The sequence below is a fragment of the Biostraticola tofi genome (genome assembly GCF_004343195.1).
Lineage (GTDB): Bacteria > Pseudomonadota > Gammaproteobacteria > Enterobacterales > Enterobacteriaceae > Biostraticola > Biostraticola tofi.
In genome coordinates, this window is record NZ_SMCR01000013.1 from 40805 (window position 1) to 63364 (window position 22560).

Sequence of the window (22560 nt, forward strand, 5' to 3'; positions counted from 1 at the left end):
ATGAATTATGCGCTTTTATCGTCCTCCGGCAGTGCGGCTCCCCGGCTGGCGACAATTTTTCCTTTACCGGTGACCAGACAGATACTGCTATTGGCAGTATTGATGCTGGCGGGGTGCCAATATCACGCTGACACGCCTGCAGAGACCCAGCCGGCAACATCGCAATCTTTGCCTCTCACTCAACCGCTGATGGCGATGGCTGAATGCGAAGAACTATGGCATACCACCGACCAGAACAAGCTGGCTGATGTGTCGCTATGGCTGCGCACTTCCGAATGCGCCGAGCGCATGACGCTGGCTGAGGCACGCAGACAGGCGAAAGATCATCAGGGTGCTAGTTGGTATGAAGCTTTCAGGCAAAGCATTCTGCTCAACGTGGATGGCAGTGGATTCCAGGAGCGCCGCCAGGCCTATCAGCGTCTGGTGCATTATCGGACTCAGGTGCCGGCCAGTGTCTACCCGCTGTACAAAATCTGGCGTCAGCAGCAGTCCCTGCGTCTGAATCTTATGGAGGAGCGCAGCCGAGGAGAGCGCGAGCTGGCCGACAATATTATTCAGCAAGAGATCATGCAGGAGCAACTGCGTCATTTACAGCATCAACTGACGGTGACCACGCAGAAATTACAGAACCTGACTGACATTGAGCGTCGCTTGTCTTCACGCAAGCAAATTACCCCTGACATGCCAAACGAACAGAGCGATGACTCCACCGCCGAGGGTAAAAACGCGTTGAGCGACGGTGAGACAGAAGGGAATACCCTGGTGCCGACGAAAAGTAAGGACCGGCCATGACCGTGCGCAAAACCGCCGCCAATCTGCTGCTGGTCGACGATGATCCCAGCCTGCTTAAGCTGCTGGGCATGCGTCTGACCAGCGAAGGTTTCACTGTCACCACCGCTGAGAGCGGCGAGCAAGCACTGCGGCTGCTGATGCGCAACCGGGTGGATCTGGTGATAAGCGATCTGCGGATGGATGAGATGGACGGCATTGCCCTGTTCGGTGAAATACAAAAGCTGCAGCCGGGCATGCCGGTTATCATCCTCACCGCCCATGGTTCGATCCCGGATGCGGTCTCGGCAACACAGCAAGGTGTGTTCAGTTTTCTGACCAAGCCGGTGGACAGGGACGCACTTTATAAGGCCATTGACGAAGCGCTGAGCCTGTCGATGCCGGGCAGTGATGAAAAGTGGCGCGAATCGATAGTCACCCGCAGTCCCGTCATGCTGCGTCTGCTGGAGCAGGCAAAAATGGTGGCGCAAGCTGATGTCAGCGTATTGATTACCGGCCAGAGCGGTACCGGCAAGGAAGTGCTGGCCCAGGCGATTCATGCCGCCAGTCCCCGTGCTGCGAAAAATTTTATCGCCATCAATTGCGGCGCTCTGCCCGAGCAATTGCTGGAATCCGAGCTGTTCGGCCATGCCAGGGGGGCATTCACCGGAGCGGTAAGCCAGCGTGAAGGTCTGTTTCAGGCAGCGGCGGGCGGCACACTGTTCCTTGATGAAATCGGCGATATGCCGCTGTCATTGCAAGTGAAACTGCTACGGGTGCTGCAGGAGCGCAAAGTGCGGCCGCTTGGCAGCAACAAGGATCTGGAAATCGATGTCAGGATCATTTCTGCGACCCACCGCGATTTACCGAAAGTGATGGCGGCGGGGGAATTTCGCGAAGATCTTTACTATCGTTTGAACGTCCTGAGCCTCAAGCTGCCGGCGCTGCACGAACGCGCCGAGGATATCCAACTGCTGGCACGGCATTTCCTGCGAGCAGCGGCTGAACGACATAAACCCTTTGTACGCAGCTTTTCTTCAGACGCAATGAAAAGGCTGATGGCGGCCAGCTGGCCTGGTAATGTACGTCAGCTGGTTAACGTGGTAGAACAGTGTGTTGCCTTGACGACCGCACCAGTAATAAGCGAGGCACTCGTCAGTCAGGCACTGGAAGGTGAAAACAGTGCTCTGCCCACGTTTGTCGAAGCCCGTTTACAGTTCGAAGTGGTTTACCTGCGCAAACTGCTGCAGATTGCCAAAGGGAATGTCACGCAGGCGGCACGCATGGCTGGCCGAAACCGTACTGAATTTTATAAACTCTTGTCCCGCCATCAGCTGGACGCGAACGACTTTAAGCAATAAGTTGGCTCTTTTTTCGAACCAGGATTAGCAGCGCTAGCCGTTAATCTGCCTGAGTTAAGGTATTATGATGAAAAAAATAGATGCAATAATCAAACCGTTCAAACTGGATGATGTCCGCGAAGCCTTGGCGGAAGTCGGCATAACCGGCATGACGGTCACTGAAGTTAAAGGGTTTGGCCGCCAGAAGGGCCATACTGAACTTTACCGCGGTGCCGAATACATGGTCGACTTCCTGCCGAAAGTGAAAATCGAACTGGTGGTACCGGATGATATCGTCGACAGCTGTGTTGAAACCATAATGCAGACTGCTCAGACCGGTAAAATCGGCGACGGTAAAATCTTCGTTTTTGATGTCGCAAGAGTGGTGCGTATTCGCACCGGCGAGCAGGACGAAGAAGCCATTTAAGACTGTGTCTGCTGATACCTGCCCGCAGCATGCCGGCGTTGACACGCCGGATATGCTTATCCATCATGAGAATCACCGCTGCCAAAAATGAAAAAAACGCCCGATTCGCTGCCACCCCCGGCACTGAATGGTTATGTATGCGACTCTGCGTAATCGATTGCGTAAAAAGCGTCGGGCGGCCCTATCGGAACAAGGGTAAAAAAGTTTACACTAAGTCTCATAAACCCCCCTGATTTAAATCGCCGACGAGTTAGCTTAGCCAGGAGAAGCGGATGTTAAAGCGTGAAATGAACATTGCAGATTATGATGCCGAATTATGGCAGGCAATGGAGCAAGAAGTGGTGCGCCAGGAAGAGCACATCGAGCTGATTGCCTCTGAGAACTACACCAGCCCCAGAGTGATGCAGGCTCAGGGATCACAACTGACCAATAAATACGCTGAAGGCTATCCAGGTAAGCGCTATTATGGCGGATGTGAATTTGTCGATGTGGTTGAGCAGTTGGCGATAGACCGCGCCAAAGAGCTGTTTGGCGCTGATTATGCCAATGTGCAGCCGCATTCCGGTTCTCAAGCCAACTTTGCGGTATACACTACACTGCTACAGCCGGGTGATACCGTTCTGGGCATGAATCTGGCCCATGGCGGGCATCTGACCCACGGTTCTCCGGTCAATTTCTCCGGCAAACTCTACAATATCGTGCCTTATGGTATCGATAAGGCCGGCCATATTGACTATGACGAACTGGCTAATCTGGCCAAGACGCACCAGCCGAAAATGATCATCGGCGGTTTTTCCGCCTATTCCGGTATCGTGGACTGGGCAAAAATGCGTGAAATCGCTGATGCGGTCGGCGCTTACCTGTTTGTCGATATGGCTCACGTGGCTGGCCTGGTTGCGGGCGGTGTTTACCCTAACCCGGTACCTCATGCCCATGTGGTCACCACTACCACGCATAAAACTCTGGCCGGTCCCCGTGGCGGGCTGATTCTGGCGAACGGCGGCAGCGAAGATTTATATAAGAAATTGAATTCAGCCGTATTCCCTGGCGCCCAGGGCGGCCCACTGATGCATGTGATCGCCGGTAAAGCGGTCGCGCTGAAAGAAGCCATGGAGCCAGAATTCAGAACTTACCAGCAGCAGGTAGCTCGCAATGCCAAGGCCATGGTAGCGGTATTCCTTGAGCGTGGCTATAAAGTGGTTTCCGGTGCGACCGACAACCATCTGTTCCTGCTGGATCTGGTTGATAAAAACCTGACAGGTAAAGAAGCGGATGCCGCGCTTGGCCGTGCCAACATCACCGTCAATAAAAACAGCGTGCCAAACGATCCCAAGAGCCCGTTTGTGACTTCCGGCATTCGTATCGGTACGCCGGCAGTGACCCGTCGCGGTTTCAAGGAAGCTGATGTACGTGAACTGGCCGGCTGGATGTGCGATGTGCTCGACAGCATTAACGATGAATCTGTTATCGAGGCAACCCGTAAAAAAGTGCTGGCAATTTGTGCCCGTTATCCGGTATATGCCTGAACCAAAAAGGTAAAAGGTAAGCCGAGTCGGGATTGAACATCGCTGACCCAAAGGGTGTGGGTCAGCTGAACCCAAAGGCTTTACTGGGTGATATCAATAAACCGGCCAGCCATTGCCGGCCGGTTTTTTTTCAGTATGCCGTTACTCAGGATCAGCCTCAGCTTCCCGCTTGGGCACTCAGTTTTCGAGTAACTGACGGATCCGTTGCTGCTGGGCCTGTCCCAACGGCAGGCGAACATGCACCAGCGGCGGTGAGAACAGCGGCAGCGGCAGCGCAAAAGTGGTTATCACCAGCCGGGTATTCTTCGGCGCCCCAGCTGACTGAAAGTCTTCTACCGACTGAAAGCGGATGTTGAGCGGCAGCAGCGTCAATTCGCGTATCTGCAGTTCCAGTTTTTTCTCTTGCACACCCTGGCTGCGAGTCAAAATCAGCAGCTGCTTCTCTTGTATATCGCTTTCCTGCATCAGCCAGGCGCCAAAAATCACGGCTATAAGCCCCATTTCCTCACGGGAAAACCGAATGCGGTATTCTGCTTCAAGGGGCAGCACCGCTGCTCGGGTAGTCCTCAGCAGCCGGGGATATTTTTCCTCTACTTCCTCTTGCAGGCTGCTATCGATGCCAACTTGAAAATGACAGCGTTCCAGTGCCGCACTGAGGTGTGAAAACAACTGGCTGACCAACATCTCATGCTGCCTGAATGCCATTGATGCCAGGCCTTCGAATCGATGAACCACCTGTTCTACCGCCCGATTTAGTCTACCATCACTATCAGAAGACGAGTGCAGATGATGGGGCGTATTCGACAGGCTGACCAACAGCGTCAATGCATAGAGTTCTGCCTGCGGCAAAGGCCAGTCTGAGAACAGCCGAGCCACGATCTGCTGCTCGTGTTTTTGCGTCAGCCATTTGAGCTGATGCTGATTAAAGTCGGGATGTTGCTGTTCAGCGCACTCTATCAGCAGTACGCGCAGAAACAGGCCAAGAAACAGTTTATCGGCACCGGCGTTATTGGGCTTAAGCAGTCGACTCAGTTCATCGACGGTGTCATCGATCCTATTGGCCGGCAACTGCAGGGCAGGGGGAAGACGCTGCAGACTGTTTTCCAGCCAACCGGTAAATTCATCGGTGATTTTCTCGGGGCATAGGCGAATTGCCCGACGCATGCCCTCAATCAGGCAAATGCGTTTATTCAGCACGGTGCCTTTGAGGTAGTAACGGGAATCACTATCTGATACCAGGTGGAGACGGTGAATGTGGTTCAGTTCATCTTTCAGGCAGCCAATATCCCGCAGGGTGTCTTCCAGGCTGGCGCGCGTTGCGGCTGCCAGGGTTTCTAACGATAATGGGTGTGAGGGTGCAAACAGCATGACCAGCAGAAGACTGCGCCGTTGCGGTCCAGAGAGCGTCGACTCCCCAGAACTGGGCAGGCTCATGTTCATCAATGCCTTACCAATAGCAATTAGTCGTTATGATCAGGATAGCCAATAATTTTAGCTGCTTGAAACACAGCACGGTTTTTGTTGCCGAGTTCTGGCCCAGATCACGTTTTATGTTGGAGTAAAGCGCCGCTACCGACGATAGCTTATGAGAACGTCTCATTTTCGCCGGCGATTTTCACCGGTATCCCGCTTAGGATGTATGATGAGGAGTCAACTGTGTTATATTATAACAATAATGCCTGTGCCGCGGAGCTCTGGCGCTTGAACCACATCCGGCTGGCGGTAGCCGCATTGGTGCTGGTTCTGAGTTCCCCGGCGATCGCACATCCACACAGTTTTATCGATATGCAAACCGAGATACAAAGCCAGGGTGCCACGCTTAGCGGCTTCAAGATGAGTTGGACGATGGACGAAATCACCTCGGCAGATCTGCTATATGATGCAGGAGATGCTCCTGAAGACGCTGAAATCTGGAAAAAACTGGCGGCCGAAGTGATGGCCAATGTCCTGGGGCAACATTATTTCAGTGAGCTTTATCAAAACGGTAAACCCTTGAAGTTTGAGAATCGTCCCTCGGAATACCGGCTTTATCGTGAAGGAAATAAAGTCAGGCTGGTATTTGTGCTGCCCCTGGCTCATCCGGCGGCACTCAATGACGGTTCGGTAACGCTGAGTACGTTTGATCCTACCTATTACGTCGATATGGCTTATCCGGATAAAAATTCAATTACTTTGCCTGACTCGCTGAAGGGGCAATGCGAGACTCGTCTGATGACGCCTAATCCCAATGCATCATTGAAGAGCTATGCCCTTTCTCTGGATAAGGAAGACTCCCCTGGCGAAGACGAAGATTTAGGTCAACAGTTTGCACAAAAGGTTACTTTAGAATGTCGCTGAATTTTCACGAAAATACAGTCCACTCCCAAAACAGCCGCTGGCTGATACAGCTCTGGCCTTTTTGGCTGCTGCTGATAATACTGGGCATAACTATCAAGGCAGCTTTCGCTTATTGGCCGGAGATTGTTTATCAGTCCGCTCAGTGGCAAAAACAGATGCATCTGCAATTGACGCAATTGTTGCAGCAGGTGGAGCGCCATCCTCAGCAGGCCGGCGGCCCGCTGCTGCTGTTCAGCCTGGTTTACGGTATTCTGCATGCGGTAGGGCCCGGTCATGGCAAAATCATCATCACCACCTACCTGGCGACCCATCGCTCTCGACTGCAAAGCAGTCTGCTGTTGACGCTTACGGCCTCACTGCTACAAGGGCTGGTGGCGATCGTACTGGTGACAATGATGTTAGTGGTCTGGCAACTGTCGTCCCGCAGTCTGCATCAAGGCGAGTTCTGGCTGGAAAAGGGCAGCTATATGCTGCTGGCGTTGCTAGGATGCATGATTTGCTGGCGAGCCCTGAAGTTGCTTTGGCAAGTCATCTCCCGGTGGCGAAGACCTCAGGCGCCTCCTTCGCTGGTCATCCGTTCTGCAGTTCCTTTGCCTGCGCACCATGTGCATCACGACCAGTGCGGCTGTGGTCACCGTCATCTGCCTGATGACGGTGAATTGAGCGCAGCCAACGACTGGCGTACCCGGCTTGGCGTTGTGCTATCCATGGGTATTCGGCCGTGTTCGGGGGCCATTTTGGTATTACTTTTTTCCAAAGTGATCGGTGTATATTGGTGGGGAGTGATGTCGGCGCTGGTGATGGCCGCGGGCACTTCGATTACTTTGTTGGCACTGGCATTGATTGTTTATTACTGCCGCGGGCTGGCTGCGAGCATGGCCAAACCGCATACTCCACCACTCTGGCGCAGTATCGCCGCTGGCTGTCTGGTGCTGGCGGGAGGATTGATGCTGGCCGGGGCGGGGACGGTTATGTATATCAGCCTTCAACCGACATTGGGCGGCAGTATCGGTCCATTTGGACGATAGCAGGTAGCGTGGACGCTGCGATGAAACACGCAGCGTCCCGATGTCATTAACGTTTCAGCGCTTCACTCAGTTCTTCGCGCATCACCGCCAGCATGGTTTTCACTACCCGCGGATTTCCCGCAACGATATTGCCTGAGTTCAGGTAGTTATGGGCGCCGACAAAATCGGTTACCACACCGCCCGCCTCACGCACCAGCAATTCACCGGCGGCATAATCCCAAGGTTTCAGGCCAATCTCAAAGAAACCGTCCACCCGGCCAGCGGCCAGATAGGCCAGATCCAGGGCGGCGGATCCGCTGCGGCGGAAATCCGCGCAATGGACGAACAATTTGGTCATGACGTTCATGTAGCTGGCGGAGTGTTGCTTTTGCTTGAACGGGAAACCGGTGGCGATAATGGTGCCTTCCAGATCGCGAGAGGTGCTGCCACGCAGACGATAACCGTTAAGCTGAGTGCCCTGGCCGCGCGTGGAGGTAAACAGCTCATTACGCATCGGATCATACACTACCGCGACTTCGGTGCGGCCTTTCAGGCGCACAGCGATGGAAACAGCAAAATGAGGGAGACGCTTAATGAAGTTGGTGGTGCCATCCAGCGGGTCGATAATCCATTGTACGTCTTGATCTTCACCGGTTAGCTCACCGCATTCTTCACTGATAATCGTGTGTTGCGGGTAAGATTTACGGATGACTTCAATTATCAAACGTTCCGCTTCGCGGTCAACGTTGGTGACAAAGTCATTGTTGCCTTTCTGACTGGCTTCTACAGCATCGGGAGTTTCGTAATGTTTGGCAATTAAATTACCCGCCTTTCGCGCAGCGCGAATGGCGATGTTGAGCATCGGATGCATGGATATCGTCCACTAAGATGTTAAAGAACTAAAACGGCGCGGATTATATCAGAGCTCCAGCAAAAAACATATGCTTGTGATAATATATTGCTCACTTCTCCTTTGCCTTAAAAGATTATGCTGCACAATATCCGCATTGTACTGGTTGAAACATCCCACACAGGAAACATCGGCTCAGCAGCCCGAGCCATGAAAACCATGGGCCTGAGCAGTCTTTATCTGGTTAATCCGCTGACAAAACCCGATTCTCAGGCTATCGCCCTGTCGGCCGGCGCCAGTGATATTATCGGCAATGCGACCTTGGTGGATACCCTCGACCAAGCCATTGCCGGTTGCAGTCTGGTGGTTGGCACCAGTGCGCGATCCCGCACGCTTCCCTGGCCGATGCTTGAACCACGCGAATGCGGCGTTAAAGCCGTCAGCGAGGGTAAAGAAGCGCCGGTGGCGCTGCTGTTCGGCCGTGAACGTGTCGGGCTGACCAATGATGAACTACAGAAGTGCCATTACCACGTCGCCATTCCCGCCAATCCGGAATACAGTTCGCTGAACCTGGCGATGGCGGTGCAGATCCTGGCTTATGAAGCGCGCGTTGCCTGGCTGGACAGTCTCCATGCCAGCGAGGTGCAGCATGCCGAATCGCCTTATCCATTAGTAGACGATCTGGAGCGGTTCTACCTGCACCTTGAAAAGGTCTTGCTGCAGACCGGTTTTATCCGAAAAGCCCACCCCGGGCAGGTGATGAATAAACTCCGCCGCCTTTTTGCGCGCGCCCGACCCGAAACCCAGGAGCTGAATATCCTGCGCGGTATTCTGACATCAATTGACAAGCCCGGTGACAAACAGGATTAATCCCTCGAATTCATAGGGAAAAGGCGGGCGTTTCCCCCGACATATCCGCTCATAATACTTGAGTGAAATGGTGGGGTAAATAGTTGACTAAATTAGTCGGGAATGGCAGACTTTCTGCACGATTCAACAACTCGGTATACCATTATGAGACTGACTTCCAAAGGCCGTTATGCGGTCACCGCCATGCTTGACGTCGCATTGCATTCCCAGCAGGGGCCGGTTCCGCTGGCAGAAATTTCCGAGCGCCAGGGCATTTCCCTTTCCTATCTCGAACAGCTTTTTTCCCGCCTGCGCAAGCATGAACTGGTCGCAAGCGTTCGTGGACCTGGCGGTGGCTACCTGCTGGGCAAAGATGCCAATCAAATCGCTGTTGGCGCGATCATTACCGCTGTTGACGAATCGGTCGATGCAACCCGTTGCCAGGGGAAAGAAAGCTGCCAGGGCGGCGATCGTTGCCTTACCCATACCCTGTGGCGCGACCTGAGCGTTCGCATCAGCGATTTCCTTAACAACATTACGCTGGCTGAGCTGGTAGACAACCAGGAAGTGCTTGAAGTGGCGGATCGCCAGGACATCGAAACCCGCCGACTGCCGCATGGACGGGTGCAGGAAACCATTGACGTTAATCTGCGCGCATAAGCAGAAATCACGTCAGCAGCAAGATTTGGAAGTAATGTGATGCACGGAGTATTTGAGCAATGAAATTACCGATTTACCTGGATTATTCCGCCACTACCCCGGTAGACCCAAGGGTGGCCGAAAAGATGATGGGCTGCCTGACGCTGGAGGGTACGTTCGGTAATCCCGCTTCCCGTTCCCATCGCTTTGGCTGGCAGGCGGAAGAGGCGGTAGACGTTGCGCGTAATCACATTGCCGGGCTGGTCAACGCTGATCCTCGGGAAATTGTGTTTACCTCCGGAGCCACTGAATCAGATAATCTGGCGATCAAAGGCACTGCCCATTTCCATCAGGACCGAGGCAGGCACATCATTACCAGCCGAACAGAACATAAAGCCGTACTGGATAGCTGTCTGCAGTTGGCAAAGGAAGGCTTCGAAATAACCTGGCTTACGCCACAGCCCAATGGCATTATTGAACTGCAGCAGTTGGAAGACGCCATGCGCGCTGACACTATTCTGGTGTCGCTGATGCACGTCAATAATGAAATTGGTATTATTCAGGATATTGCTGCAATCGGCGAGCTATGCCGCAGCCGGCATATTCTGTTTCATGTGGATGCGACCCAGAGTGTCGGTAAGCTGCCTATCGATTTGGCGGCCTTGAAAGTTGATTTGATGTCATTTAGCGGCCATAAATTGTATGGGCCTAAAGGCATTGGCGCGCTCTACGTCAGCCGCAAGCCGATGGTACGTATCAGCGCCGAGATGCATGGCGGTGGCCATGAACGCGGCATGCGTTCTGGCACGCTGCCGGTACATCAGATTGTCGGCATGGGTGAGGCGTATCGAATTGCTGGCGAAGAAATGGCTGCTGAAATTCCACGTCTGCGCGGTCTGCGCGACCGTTTATGGCAAGGACTGCGCACTGTCGAGGCCGTCCGACTGAATGGATCGCTTGAACGGGGCGTGGCGACCATCCTCAATGTGGGATTCTCGCATGTGGATGGCGAGTCGCTTATCATGGCGCTGAAAGACCTGGCTATTTCCTCAGGATCGGCCTGTACTTCCGCCAGTATGGAACCCTCATATGTGCTGCGCGCGTTGGGGGTTGATGAACAACTGGCCCACAGCTCACTGCGTTTCTCACTGGGCCGTTATACCACCATCGAACAGATCGATTACGCAATCGACCTGGTGTGCAAAGCGGTGGCCAACATGCGTAAAGTTTCAGCTCAGCATTAATCCTGCCTGCCGATGTTATCGCTGATTATCTGCCTGGTCGGGGCAATCAGCGCTTCCTCAACGCCGTATCTTCCGTTTAACCACAATGTGTAATACGCCGTATAGCCATGATCGGGCACTATATCAGCCTGATGAGGCACTATATCAGCCTGATGGCGCTGGCTAATACCCGGGCGGCTGTCGCCAGTGACTGACCTGGGGGCTATTGCAGCCTATTGTTACCGTTAGATGTCATCTTTTTGTCACTATGATAAAAGAATATTTCCCCCGTGAGTGCCGATTCTGGCACAAAAAGAGATGGCAGCCGTGCAGAGCGTCTGGTTAGATGGCAAGATATCGGCTAACGCCGGGTCGTCAGGGAACGACCCAATACCATGTGACTGCACAGGACGTGTGCAGTATTGCATCATAGAACAACATATTATCGGAGCAAGGTTATGACAACCGAAGCGATGCAGGTCATGCTATCCAGCGTGCCGGCAGATGCCCGCTGGGGCGACAAGGCACTATTAAGCGTAAACGATCTTGGGATCTCCATCCATCTGACCAGCGATAATTCGCTGGATGATGTACAGCGCGCGGCGCGTAAAATCGACGGACAGGGCGTCAAACACGTCAGTCTCAGCGGGGACGGATGGGACCTGGAGCATTGCTGGTCTTTCTGGCAGGGCTATCGGGGGCCCAAAGGCAGCCGTGAGGTTAACTGGCCTGAACTGTCTGCCGCCGACCGCAAAGAACTGGATGACCGGTTGAAAATCATCGACTGGGTTCGTCATACCATCAATACCCCTGCCGAAGAACTGGGGCCTGAACAGTTGGCGATGCGCGCGGTTGACATCATGCATACCGTAGCGGATGAAGCGATAAGCTACCGTATTACCAAGGCAGAAGACCTGCGCGAAAAGAATTACATGGGCCTGCACACCGTTGGCCGGGGCTCTGACCGCCAACCGGTGATGTTGTCTTTGGACTACAACCCCAGCGGCAACCCTGATGAGCCGGTACTCGCCTGCCTGGTGGGTAAAGGGATAACTTTCGATACCGGTGGCTATAGCCTGAAGGGCAGCAGTTCAATGGACTCCATGAAGTCCGATATGGGCGGCGCCGCGACAGTGACCGGTGCTCTGGCCCTGGCCATCGCCCGGGGACTTAATCAGCGGGTAAGGCTGTACCTTTGCTGTGCCGACAACATGGTCAGCGGTAATGCATTCAAGCTGGGCGATATTATCCGCTATCGCAACGGTAAAAGCGTCGAGGTGATGAATACCGATGCGGAAGGCCGTCTGGTGCTGGCTGATGGCTTGATTGACGCCGCCGCTCGGCAACCGCGTATTATCATTGACTGCGCTACCCTTACCGGCGCGGCAAAAACCGCCTTGGGTAATGATTTTCATGCGTTGTTCAGTTTTGATGATGCACTGTCCGGTGCGCTGCTCGAAAGCGCAGAGCAAGAAAATGAGCCATTCTGGCGTTTGCCGCTGGCCGAATTCCACCGCCGCCAACTGCCGTCCAGTTTTGCCGACCTGAGCAATGTGGCCGGGGCGGCGAATACCGCCGGAGCTAGCACAGCGGCGGCCTTCCTGTCGCATTTTGTTGAAAACTACCGCCAGGGCTGGCTGCATATCGATTGTTCAGCCACCTATCGCAAAGGCGCGGTTGAACAGTGGTCCGCCGGCGCGACCGGGCTGGGCGTGCGCACCCTGGCTAATCTGTTACTGGCACAGGCAGGGAAATAAACAGATGGGTACGCAACAGGGTAACGCACTGGAGAACGCCCTGCAAAACGCAGCGAATGAGCCGGCTCACCGTCCGGCTTTCTTCAAGCTGCTGATGGAGTCGACAGTGTATGTACTGGGGGATGATGGCAACGCCGAACAATGGATTGCCGGGGCGCAGCGGATTGACGAACAACAGCCGGTCAATCTGCGACACTGGAAAAAACAGGATGGCAGTTCAACCATTCCTTTTTTTACCTCGGTCGAAGCGCTGCAGAAAGCCGTCAGTGATAAGCAGCCCTTTCTGGCCATGCCGACGCGCCATCTGTTCGCCATGACGGCGGGTGCCGAGCTGTATCTCAATCCTGAACTGCCTTATGGCAAGGAATTTGGCCCTGATGAAGTCAGCGCGTTGCTGATGAACGATGGCGACGCCCTGACGGAACGAGTGATCCTGGAGGGTGATAGTCGTATCACATTGACTGATAGCGCCGACAAGCCGGCACAGATGGTGGATTCGCTGACCCAGCTGTTTGCTCAGTATCGCCAGGTGCGCCGGGCATTTATGGTGTTAATTCGCGAAGACAGGGATGCGGCGCCGCACTGGCTTATCGGGCTTGACTGCGATGGCGATGAAGACGCTGCCATCCAGGCGGCGGGACGGGTCGCGACCGATACCGCGCCTGATGATCAGCCGGTCGATCTCTGCCTGATCAGTCAGGATGAACCGGGCATCAGTCATTATTTCGACAAACATATCAACCCGTTCTATGAACGACGCTGGGGTAGCTGGTTACGTTCGCTGAAAACCGAGGGCCAGGCCTGAAGGCAAGCCCTGGTCCGTATTCATGGGGCTACCGGTAAATCATTCCGGCTGCCCCATTCTCCCCACGAACCATCATACAGCGCCAGGTTGTTGGCGCCCAGTTCCGTCAGCGCCAATAACAGCACCGCAGCGGTAACGCCGGACCCGCAACTGGCTACAATCGGCCGCTCCAGATCAACACCCGCCTGCTCAAATCTGGCTTGCAATTCTGCGGCCGGCTTAAGACAACCCTCTCGCACCAGTTCATTCCACGGCAGGTTAAGGCTACCGGGGATATGGCCGCGGCGCAGTCCTGGCCGCGGTTCCGGGGCTTGTGCCGTAAAGCGTTCTGCCGAGCGGGCATCCACAATCTGCGCTGTGCCCTGTTCAACGATCCTCTGCATCTCCTGCAGGCTTCTGACCTGGCTTTGATCCGGCGAGGATTCGAAATGTTGACGCAGCGGGGTCACGGCGCCCTGTTCCAGCGGGCGGCCTTCACGCTGCCAGGCGGCAAGACCGCCGGCCAGCAGAGAAACCCGTTCTACTCCGGCGTTGCGCAGCATCCACCAGGCTCTGGGAGCGGAGAAAAGAGTACCTTCATCATAAATAATCACCTGCTGGCGATGGTTGACGCCGAGTTCACTCATAGCGCCGGCAAATTCAGCCGGAGGCAGCAGCATGTGGGGATAAGGACTGCGGGTATCGGATAATGCTTCGATATTAAAAAAAGCCGCGTTGGGAAGATGGGCCGCGCTGAACTCCTGTTCAATGTTGCGGGGGCCGCTGTAACCTGGCGGCAGCATACGAGCATCGAGGATACACAGGTCCGGTTTTTTCAGATTCGCTGCTAACCAGTGACGGGTGACAAACAGGGATTCGGCCATTCATGACTCCGGTGCGGAAAGGGCGGGCAGGGCTCGCCTCATATCGGGTGAATAAATCATTTTCAATGATTTCATCGCAGCGAACAAGCGTGCAAGGGCTGTTTCGATCCCATTCCGCAGGAAGGGCAGCGAGAAAACGCTACATTTATTTTACCTAATTGTCATTATTCATATAGGCAAGTACGAGATACACTTCTATAATCTGCGCCACTGAAACCGGCTGGTATAACAAACGATTAGCCCGGCTAATCCAAACCTTGCAACCTAGAGGCTACTATGACGATAGAACGCACGTTTTCAATTATCAAACCTAATGCCGTTGCCAAAAATGCCATCGGCGCCATTTATGCGCGTTTTGAAACTGCCGGTCTTAAGATCGTGGCCGCCAAGATGGTACAGCTCACCCGCGAGCAGGCCGAAGGTTTTTATGCTGAGCACCTGGGCAAGCCGTTTTTTGACGGCCTGGTCGGCTTTATGACTTCCGGCCCGGTAATGGTACAGGCCCTGGAAGGGGAAGAGGCGGTTCGCCGTCATCGTGAAATCATGGGCGCCACCAACCCTGACAATGCACTGGCCGGTACCCTGCGCGCCGATTACGCCGACAGCCTGACTGAGAATGCCGTGCATGGATCGGATTCGACCGAATCCGCTGCCCGTGAAATCGCTTATTTCTTCACCGAAAGCGAAATCTGCCCGCGTACACGTTAATCCACGCCGCAAAACAATAAAAAAGCGTGGCTTCACCTTTTAAGCCTGGCTGCACTGCGCTAAAATCACTACTCAACACGCCCCGGATGAGGTGGATATCCGCACTCGGCCGGGGCATTTCTTTATGTTTTCGCGCCATAACGTGTAACAACGAGGCCTTCAAATACTACTATGTCTGAACACATTATTTCTATCGCGTCCCCTGAGTCGGTGAACGTAGCCAAAACCACGCCTGCAGCTCCTCAAAAACTGAATCTGCTAGATATGAACCGTCAACAGATGCGGGAGTTCTTTGCCGACATGGGTGAGAAGCCCTTTCGCGCCGATCAGGTGATGAAATGGATGTATCACTACTGCTGTGATGACTTTGATGAGATGACGGACATCAACAAACATCTTCGCGCCAAGCTTAAAGCGGTGGCTGAAATCCGTGCACCGGAAGTCGCAGAAGAGCAACGCTCTTCTGACGGCACCATCAAATGGGCTATCAAGGTGGGCGACCAGCAGGTTGAAACGGTGTACATTCCCGAAGATGACCGCGCTACCCTGTGCGTATCTTCCCAGGTAGGCTGTGCGCTGCAATGCACCTTCTGTTCCACTGCCCAGCAGGGCTTCAACCGCAACCTGCGGGTATCCGAAATCATCGGCCAGGTATGGCGGGCTGCCAAGATAATCGGTGCCGCCAAGGTCACCGGCCAGCGTCCGATCACCAATGTGGTGATGATGGGAATGGGCGAGCCGCTGCTGAACCTGACCAACGTCGTGCCGGCCATGGAAATCATGCTGGACGATTTCGGCTTCGGTCTCTCCAAGCGCCGGGTGACGCTGTCTACCTCAGGTGTGGTGCCGGCGCTGGATAAGCTCGGCGACATGATTGACGTGGCCCTGGCCATTTCGCTGCATGCGCCCAACGATACCATTCGCGACGAAATCGTTCCGATCAACAGGAAATACAATATCGAGACTTTCCTGAGTTCGGTTCGTCGCTATCTGGCCAAGTCGAATGCCAATCAGGGGCGGGTTACCGTAGAGTACGTTATGCTTGATCACATCAACGACGGAACCGAGCATGCCCATGAACTGGCTGAATGCCTGAAGGATACCCCCTGCAAGATTAATCTTATCCCCTGGAACCCCTTCCCGGGCGCGCCTTATGGCCGCAGCTCCAATAGCCGGGTGGATCGCTTTTCCAAGGTACTGATGGGCTATGGTTTCACCACCATCGTGCGCAAGACGCGCGGAGATGATATCGACGCCGCCTGCGGGCAACTGGCAGGCGACGTCATCGATCGCACCAAGCGCACCCTGCGTAAACAGGCGGCCGGAGAACCTATCCAGGTGAAGTCGGTTTGACCAACACTCAACGGGAACCCGGCATGATGTGTCTTCGTACAGGGAGTCTTATATTGGTTACGGTCCTGCTTGCCGGCTGCGCCGGCGGCCAGGGAAAAACTGAAACCGGTGTCACATCAGAATCAGCCCAGACGCGTCTGCAGCTGGGTCTGGAGTACCTTGCAACAGGGAAGCTCGACGCCGCCAGGCAGAATCTGGACAAAGCGGTTCAGGCGGCGCCTGGCGACTACCGGATGCAATTGGGGATGGCGATGTACGAGCAGCGGGTAGGGGAAAACGCTGCTGCGCAGAATCGCTATCAACTGGCCCTTAAACTGGCGCCGCAAAATGGCACTGTTCTGAATAATTACGGTGCGTTTTTATGTGGTTTAGGGCAGTATGTACCGGCACAACAGCAGTTTGCCGCCGCCGCGCAAGCGGCGGATTACGGCCAGGTGGCCGACAGCCTGGAAAATGCGGGCTACTGCTTTTTCAAAGCAGGACAATACGCAGAGGCCCGTCCCTTGCTCAGCCGTGCGCTGAAGTATAATCCGGACAAGGGAACGACCTTGGTCGGTGAGGCGGGCAGGCAACTTGATGATGGACAGCCAGACCAAGCAAAACTATTAATTGACGTTTATCAGCATGTTCTTCCGGCGAGTGCCGAAAGTTTATGGTTACAGATTCGTTTCGCGCAGCAGGCGGGACGCCAGAACGATGTACAACGTTATGGCACACGGCTGTCGCGGAGTTTCCCACAATCTAAACAGTACCAGCAGTTCCTAGCTAATGAATACTGAAGACCTTCAAGAAAATACAGCTTCAACCACCGGCGGACGTCTGCGTCTGGCCCGGGAACAAATGGGATTGAGCCAACAGGCGGTCGCCGAACGCCTGTGCCTCAAGGTGTCTACCGTTCGTGACATCGAAGAGGACAAGGCCAATCCCAATCTGGCCTCTACCTTCCTGCGCGGCTATATCCGCTCTTACGCGCGACTGGTACATGTCTCTGAAGACGAACTGCTGCCGATGATGGCCAAGCAGGCGCCGGTCAAGGCGGCCAAAGTGGCGCCGATGCAAAGCTTTTCCCTGGGGAAAACCCGCAAGAAGCGTGACGGCTGGCTGATGGGCTTTACCTGGCTAATTCTGTTTGTGGTCATCGGGCTTACCGGCGCATGGTGGTGGCAAAATCACCAGGCTCAGCAGCGGGATATCGCCGATATGGCCGATCAGTCCTCCGCCCAGCTCTCACGCAATGGCGGCGACGGTCAGTCAACACCCATCAGCGTCGGCGGTAGCCTCGGCAATGATGACGTTGGACAGCCGCCGGCAGATGAAACACCGCAGGCTGTCGATGGCGCTTCGGCAAACCAGCCCCTAACCCCGTCGCAACCCGCCGCGGTAAGCCAGGCGCAACCCACTGCCCAGGCAGTGCCGGCATCGGCACCTGAAATAGTGGCCGAGCAGCCTGCCGCTGCCGAAACCGACAGCAATGCGCTGGTGATGAATTTTTCCGGCGACTGTTGGCTGGAAGTTATCGATGCGGGCGGCAAAAAACTTTTCAGCGGTATTCAGCGTAAAGGCGCCTCGCTCAATCTTAATGGCCAGGCCCCTTATAAACTGAAAATCGGTGCGCCATCAGCCGTTCAAATCGAATATCAAGGCAAACCGGTGGATCTCAGCCGTTTCGTCAAGTCTAACCAGGTTGCACGACTGACAGTAACAGCGCAGTAACGGCGCTGTACATCGGCAATTATGGAGAGTAAGTAATGCATAATTCCGCACCCATCAACCGTCGTAAATCGACCAGGATTTACGTCGGGAAGGTGCCAATTGGTGACGGCGCCCCTATCGCCGTGCAGTCAATGACCAACACCCGCACCACCGATGTCGACGCTACCGTGAATCAGATACAGGCACTTGAACGCGTCGGTGTCGATATTGTGCGTGTATCCGTCCCGACAATGGAGGCGGCAGAAGCATTCAGGCTCATCAAGCAGCGAGTCAATGTTCCGCTGGTCGCCGACATTCATTTTGATTACCGCATAGCGCTGAAAGTAGCTGAATACGGCGTCGATTGCCTGCGTATCAATCCCGGCAACATCGGCAATGAAGCTCGTATCCGTTCGGTAGTCGACTGTGCCCGCGATAAAAACATTCCGATTCGTATCGGTGTCAACGCCGGTTCGCTTGAGCGCGATCTGCAGGAAAAATATGGCGAGCCAACTCCCCAGGCCCTGCTCGAATCCGCCATGCGGCATGTGGATATTCTCGACCGTCTCAATTTCGACCAGTTCAAAGTCAGTGTCAAAGCCTCGGATGTGTTCCTGGCGGTTGAGTCATATCGTTTGCTGGCATCCCGTATCGATCAACCACTGCACCTTGGTATTACCGAAGCCGGCGGGGCCCGTAGCGGCTCAGTCAAATCAGCTATCGGGCTCGGCCTGCTGCTGAGTGAGGGGATCGGCGACACGCTGCGTATCTCCCTGGCGGCGGATCCGGTTGAGGAAGTCAAGGTCGGCTTCGATATCCTCAAGTCGTTGCGTATTCGCGCACGCGGTATCAACTTTATCGCCTGCCCGACCTGCTCCCGTCAGGAGTTTGACGTCATTGGCACAGTGAATGCCCTGGAGCAACGTCTGGAAGACATCGTCACGCCGATGGATATCTCCATTATCGGCTGCGTGGTCAACGGACCGGGCGAGGCGCTGGTATCGACGATAGGCGTCACTGGCGGCCATAATAAAAGCGGTTTCTATGAAGACGGGGTCCGTCAGCGGGAACGCTTCGACAATGAAAATATGATCGATCAGCTTGAAGCGAAGATACGCGCTAAAGCGGCGATGCTTGATGAAAGCAAGCGCATTACGGTTAATCTGATTGAAAATTAAAAATTTTACCGGGAAGTAACATGGCGAAGAATATCCAGGCCATCCGTGGCATGAACGACTATTTGCCCGCCGATACCGCGTTTTGGCAACGTATTGAAGACACGCTCAAGCAGGTGCTGGCAGGCTATGGCTACAGCGAAATCCGTTTGCCCATCGTTGAGCAGACTCCGCTGTTCAAGCGTGCCATCGGCGAAGTCACCGATGTGGTCGAAAAAGAGATGTATACCTTCGAGGATCGCAATGGGGATAGCCTCACGCTGCGGCCGGAAGGCACTGCGGGCTGCGTGCGTGCCGGCATAGAGCATGGTCTGTTGTATAATCAGGAACAACGGCTCTGGTACACCGGCCCGATGTTTCGCCATGAGCGCCCGCAAAAAGGACGCTATCGTCAGTTTCACCAGCTCGGTGCCGAGGTCTTCGGCCTGCAGGGACCGGATATCGACGCCGAACTGATTCTGCTGAACGCTCGCTGGTGGCGTGCCCTGGGCATCTCCGCGCACGTCAGGCTGGAGCTTAATTCGATTGGTTCGCTCGAGGCCCGCGCCAACTATCGCGAAGCCCTCACCGCGTTTCTGGAACAACGCAAAGAAAGTCTGGACGAAGACTGCAGGCGCCGCATGTATACTAATCCGCTGCGGGTGCTGGATACCAAGAATGCCGATATCCAATTGCTGTTAAACGATGCGCCGGTGCTGACCGACTATCTTGATGAAGAGTCTCGTGAACACTTTAACGGCTTATGTGAACTTTTAGAGCAGTCCGGCATCCCATATACGGTAAATCCGCGTTTGGTTCGTGGTCTGGACTATTACAATCGTACCGTCTTCGAGTGGGTGACCGAGAGTCTGGGTTCACAAGGCACTGTCTGCGCCGGCGGGCGTTACGACGGCCTGGTGGAACAGCTTGGCGGCAGGTCCACTCCTGCTGTCGGTTTTGCAATGGGGCTGGAACGTCTGGTATTGCTGGTTCAGGCGGTTAATCCCGATTTCAGGCCGATACCGGCGGTCGACGTTTACGTTATTTCATCCGGGGCCGGCACCCAGATCGCGGCGGTCAATCTGGCCGAGGGTATCAGGGATGCGTTGCCCCAGGCCCGTATCATGACCAACCATGGCGGCGGCAATTTCAAGAAACAGTTTGCCCGCGCAGACAAATGGGGCGCTCGAGTCGCTCTGGTGCTGGGTGAAAGTGAAGTAGCGGCCGGTCAGGTAGTGGTTAAAATTCTGGCTACCGGTAGTCAGGAAACGCTGGCGCAAGATGATGTCGCGGTACGACTGGCATCGATTCTAAGTTAAGGAGAAGGGCTCTGTGGAAATCTATAGCTCTGAGAACGAACAGCGGGAAGTGCTCCGTCGGTTCTTTGCCGATAACGGTAAAGCGCTGGTCATTGGCGTGGTGATCGGCATCGGGGCATTGGTCGGCTGGCGCGTATGGCACAGTCATCAAAACGACGTCATGATGAATGCCTCGGCTTCGTGGCAGCAGGTCAATGCCGGCCTGGCACAGGACGGCAGCCAGAAGAGCGTGGATGCTGCCGAGGCTTTCGCCCGGGAGCACGACAATAATTACGGGGCGTTGACTTCAATGTCTCTGGCGCGACATTTTGTCGACAAAGGGGATTTCAAGGCGGCTGAGCAGCAGTTGCAGAAAGCCTTGACCCAGACCAAAGAGGATAATCTGCAGACGCTGATTAACCTGCGTCTGGCGAGAGTGCAGTTGCAGACAAAAAATACCGACGCTGCGCTTAAAACCCTGGACAGCGTAAAGCATGAAGGGTGGCTGGCATTGGCCGAAGATATTCGCGGCGATGCCGAGGCGCTTAAAGGTAATAATCAGGCCGCCCGCGCAGCCTATGAAAAGGCCTTGAAAGCCAATCCGCCGCAGGCGCTGGTCGCTTTGCTTCGCATGAAACTGAATAACCTGTCCAGCTAAGAGGGACCCCATGCAATTGCGTAAAACATTTGTGGTAGGACTGATTTCTGTTGCCTTGCTGAGCGGTTGTTCCTTATTCAGCGGCGAAGAAGATGTGGTGACCATGTCGCCACTGCCGAAGGTGGAAAACCAGTTCCAGCCTACCGAAGTATGGAATCGCTCAGTAGGCAACGGTACCGGTGAAATTTACTCGAACCTGCGGCCAGCCTGGCAGGACAATAAGGTATTCGCCGCCGACAGGCACGGTATCGTCAAAGCGATCGATGCCGACAGCGGCAAGGAAATCTGGACGGCCTCTTTGGCAGAAAAGACCAGTTTCTTCCGGCCTAATCGTTCCGCGTTGCTTTCCGGCGGCCTGAGTGTTGATGGCGGACATGTTTATGTCGGCAGTGAGCTTGCCAAGGTATTTGCCCTTAACACTGAAGACGGCACCGTTGCCTGGGAAACGCAGGTTGCCGGCGAAGCCGTTTCCACACCGGTTGCCAGCGATGGCGTGGTGCTGGTGCATACCAGTAATGGTATGCTGCAGGCGCTGGATCAAACCAACGGCGTAGTAAAATGGACGGTCAATTTGGACGTGCCGCCCCTGTCGTTGCGCGGTGAATCGTCTCCGACCGCCGCATTTGGCGCTGCCATTGTCGGTGGTGACAATGGCCGGGTCAGCGCCGTGCTTATTAACCAGGGCCAGTTGGTTTGGCAGCAGCGTATTTCCCAGCCCAGCGGTGCGACGGAAATCGACCGCCTGAGCGACGTCAATACCACGCCGGTCGTGAACAACAATGTTGTCTATGCAATGGCATATAACGGTAATCTGGCGGCACTGGATCTTCGTTCAGGCCAGATTATCTGGAAGCGTGAGATCGGGTCGGTTAACGATCTTATCGTTGACGGCAGCCGCCTGTATCTTGTCGATCAAGACGATCGCATTGTGGCCCTCGATACCCAGGGCGGCGTTACGCTGTGGCGCCAAAGCGAACTGCTGCACCGCAATCTGACGTCGCCGGTATTGTATAATGGCTATATCGTGGCCGGTGATAGCGAAGGCTATCTGCACTGGATCAACACGGAAGATGGTCGCTTCGTGGCTCAGCAGAAAGTGGACAGTTCAGGTCTGTTGAGCAAGCCAGTGGTTGCCAGCGATAAACTGCTGGTGCAGGCTAAAAACGGTGAGGTTTACGCGTTTACTCGCTGATATCCTGCCCATCCGCTGCGTAATCATCACCCAGCGGGTCTTAAACGGCTCCTGACATGTTCAGGAGCCGTTTTGTCTTATATAATCAGCATGAGTGCATGCTGAATGATTTAA

22 protein-coding genes are annotated in these 22560 nt (G+C 54.7%); 19 read left to right on the forward strand and 3 right to left on the reverse strand.

Annotated elements, in window-relative coordinates:
- The 4 genes from EDC52_RS18025 (at position 1) to glyA (ending at position 4061) form a co-directional block, all read left to right on the forward strand.
- Complete coding sequence (locus tag EDC52_RS18025) at positions 1 to 792, forward strand: hypothetical protein (protein WP_165911753.1); 792 nt, start codon at positions 1 to 3, stop codon at positions 790 to 792.
- Positions 789 to 2129 carry a two-component system response regulator GlrR gene (gene glrR, locus EDC52_RS18030; RefSeq protein ID WP_131867457.1) on the forward strand — a complete coding sequence of 447 codons (1341 nt, stop codon included), beginning with the start codon at positions 789 to 791 and terminating at the stop codon, positions 2127 to 2129. Before EDC52_RS18025 ends, glrR begins: the two co-directional genes overlap by 4 nt.
- A 67-nt stretch (positions 2130 to 2196) precedes the next feature.
- A complete protein-coding gene (gene glnB, locus EDC52_RS18035) occupies positions 2197 to 2535 on the forward strand; it encodes a nitrogen regulatory protein P-II (protein WP_131867525.1) in 339 nt (112 codons plus the stop codon).
- Positions 2536 to 2807: 272 nt separating this feature from the next.
- Positions 2808 to 4061 carry a serine hydroxymethyltransferase gene (glyA, locus tag EDC52_RS18040; RefSeq protein ID WP_131867459.1) on the forward strand — a complete coding sequence of 418 codons (1254 nt, stop codon included), beginning with the start codon at positions 2808 to 2810 and terminating at the stop codon, positions 4059 to 4061.
- Between the two features lie 177 nt (positions 4062 to 4238).
- Here glyA and csiE read toward each other — a convergent pair whose 3' ends face one another.
- Positions 4239 to 5495 (reverse strand): stationary phase inducible protein CsiE, encoded by a 1257-nt coding sequence (gene csiE / locus EDC52_RS18045; RefSeq protein ID WP_165911754.1) that lies wholly within the window; start codon positions 5493 to 5495, stop codon positions 4239 to 4241.
- 222 nt (positions 5496 to 5717) lie between these two features.
- On the opposite strand from csiE, the gene EDC52_RS18050 reads away from it, so the two are divergent.
- Together EDC52_RS18050 and EDC52_RS18055 are read left to right on the forward strand one after the other, a co-directional pair.
- Positions 5718 to 6398, forward strand: a complete 681-nt coding sequence (locus EDC52_RS18050; RefSeq protein WP_407924234.1) for a DUF1007 family protein — start codon at positions 5718 to 5720, stop codon at positions 6396 to 6398.
- Positions 6389 to 7426 (forward strand): nickel/cobalt transporter, encoded by a 1038-nt coding sequence (locus EDC52_RS18055; RefSeq protein WP_131867465.1) that lies wholly within the window; start codon positions 6389 to 6391, stop codon positions 7424 to 7426. The genes EDC52_RS18050 and EDC52_RS18055 overlap by 10 nt, the downstream gene beginning before the upstream one ends.
- A 46-nt stretch (positions 7427 to 7472) precedes the next feature.
- On the opposite strand, the gene suhB is transcribed toward EDC52_RS18055, so the two are convergent.
- Positions 7473 to 8276 carry an inositol-1-monophosphatase gene (gene suhB / locus EDC52_RS18060; RefSeq protein WP_131867467.1) on the reverse strand — a complete coding sequence of 268 codons (804 nt, stop codon included), beginning with the start codon at positions 8274 to 8276 and terminating at the stop codon, positions 7473 to 7475.
- 117 nt (positions 8277 to 8393) lie between these two features.
- Here suhB and trmJ point away from each other — a divergent pair, with 117 nt between their 5' ends.
- The 5 genes from trmJ (at position 8394) to sseB (ending at position 13528) form a co-directional block, all read left to right on the forward strand.
- Positions 8394 to 9125, forward strand: a complete 732-nt coding sequence (trmJ, locus tag EDC52_RS18065; protein WP_131867469.1) for a tRNA (cytosine(32)/uridine(32)-2'-O)-methyltransferase TrmJ — start codon at positions 8394 to 8396, stop codon at positions 9123 to 9125.
- 144 nt (positions 9126 to 9269) lie between these two features.
- Positions 9270 to 9764, forward strand: coding sequence for a Fe-S cluster assembly transcriptional regulator IscR (iscR, locus tag EDC52_RS18070; protein ID WP_131867471.1), 495 nt, complete (start codon positions 9270 to 9272; stop codon positions 9762 to 9764).
- A 59-nt stretch (positions 9765 to 9823) separates the two neighbouring features.
- A complete protein-coding gene (locus tag EDC52_RS18075) occupies positions 9824 to 10987 on the forward strand; it encodes an IscS subfamily cysteine desulfurase (protein WP_131867473.1) in 1164 nt (387 codons plus the stop codon).
- Between the two features lie 437 nt (positions 10988 to 11424).
- Entirely contained in the window at positions 11425 to 12723 is a 1299-nt protein-coding gene (gene pepB / locus EDC52_RS18080) for an aminopeptidase PepB (protein WP_131867474.1), read from the forward strand.
- A 4-nt stretch (positions 12724 to 12727) separates the two neighbouring features.
- Positions 12728 to 13528, forward strand: a complete 801-nt coding sequence (gene sseB / locus EDC52_RS18085) for an enhanced serine sensitivity protein SseB (RefSeq protein WP_131867475.1) — start codon at positions 12728 to 12730, stop codon at positions 13526 to 13528.
- A 20-nt stretch (positions 13529 to 13548) separates the two neighbouring features.
- Here sseB and sseA read toward each other — a convergent pair whose 3' ends face one another.
- Positions 13549 to 14391 carry a 3-mercaptopyruvate sulfurtransferase gene (sseA, locus tag EDC52_RS18090; RefSeq protein ID WP_131867476.1) on the reverse strand — a complete coding sequence of 281 codons (843 nt, stop codon included), beginning with the start codon at positions 14389 to 14391 and terminating at the stop codon, positions 13549 to 13551.
- Between the two features lie 276 nt (positions 14392 to 14667).
- Here sseA and ndk point away from each other — a divergent pair, with 276 nt between their 5' ends.
- From ndk to bamB, 8 genes are all read left to right on the forward strand, one after another.
- Complete coding sequence (gene ndk / locus EDC52_RS18095; RefSeq protein WP_131867477.1) at positions 14668 to 15099, forward strand: nucleoside-diphosphate kinase; 432 nt, start codon at positions 14668 to 14670, stop codon at positions 15097 to 15099.
- 171 nt (positions 15100 to 15270) lie between these two features.
- On the forward strand, positions 15271 to 16452 hold the full coding sequence (locus tag EDC52_RS18100) for a bifunctional tRNA (adenosine(37)-C2)-methyltransferase TrmG/ribosomal RNA large subunit methyltransferase RlmN (protein WP_131867479.1): 1182 nt from the start codon (positions 15271 to 15273) through the stop codon (positions 16450 to 16452).
- A gap of 23 nt (positions 16453 to 16475) precedes the next feature.
- Positions 16476 to 17231: a type IV pilus biogenesis/stability protein PilW gene (gene pilW, locus EDC52_RS18105; protein WP_407924235.1), complete on the forward strand. Its 756-nt coding sequence runs from the start codon at positions 16476 to 16478 to the stop codon at positions 17229 to 17231.
- Positions 17221 to 18165 (forward strand): cytoskeleton protein RodZ, encoded by a 945-nt coding sequence (rodZ, locus tag EDC52_RS18110; RefSeq protein ID WP_131867481.1) that lies wholly within the window; start codon positions 17221 to 17223, stop codon positions 18163 to 18165. The genes pilW and rodZ overlap by 11 nt, the downstream gene beginning before the upstream one ends.
- A 35-nt stretch (positions 18166 to 18200) precedes the next feature.
- The gene (gene ispG / locus EDC52_RS18115; RefSeq protein ID WP_131867483.1) at positions 18201 to 19322 is read left to right on the forward strand and encodes a flavodoxin-dependent (E)-4-hydroxy-3-methylbut-2-enyl-diphosphate synthase; all 1122 of its coding nucleotides are present in this window, start codon (positions 18201 to 18203) and stop codon (positions 19320 to 19322) included.
- 20 nt (positions 19323 to 19342) lie between these two features.
- A complete protein-coding gene (gene hisS, locus EDC52_RS18120; protein ID WP_131867485.1) occupies positions 19343 to 20617 on the forward strand; it encodes a histidine--tRNA ligase in 1275 nt (424 codons plus the stop codon).
- Between the two features lie 13 nt (positions 20618 to 20630).
- Positions 20631 to 21254 (forward strand): YfgM family protein, encoded by a 624-nt coding sequence (locus EDC52_RS18125; protein WP_131867487.1) that lies wholly within the window; start codon positions 20631 to 20633, stop codon positions 21252 to 21254.
- Positions 21255 to 21264: 10 nt separating this feature from the next.
- Positions 21265 to 22446: an outer membrane protein assembly factor BamB gene (gene bamB, locus EDC52_RS18130; protein ID WP_131867489.1), complete on the forward strand. Its 1182-nt coding sequence runs from the start codon at positions 21265 to 21267 to the stop codon at positions 22444 to 22446.
- Positions 22447 to 22560 lie beyond the last annotated feature (114 nt).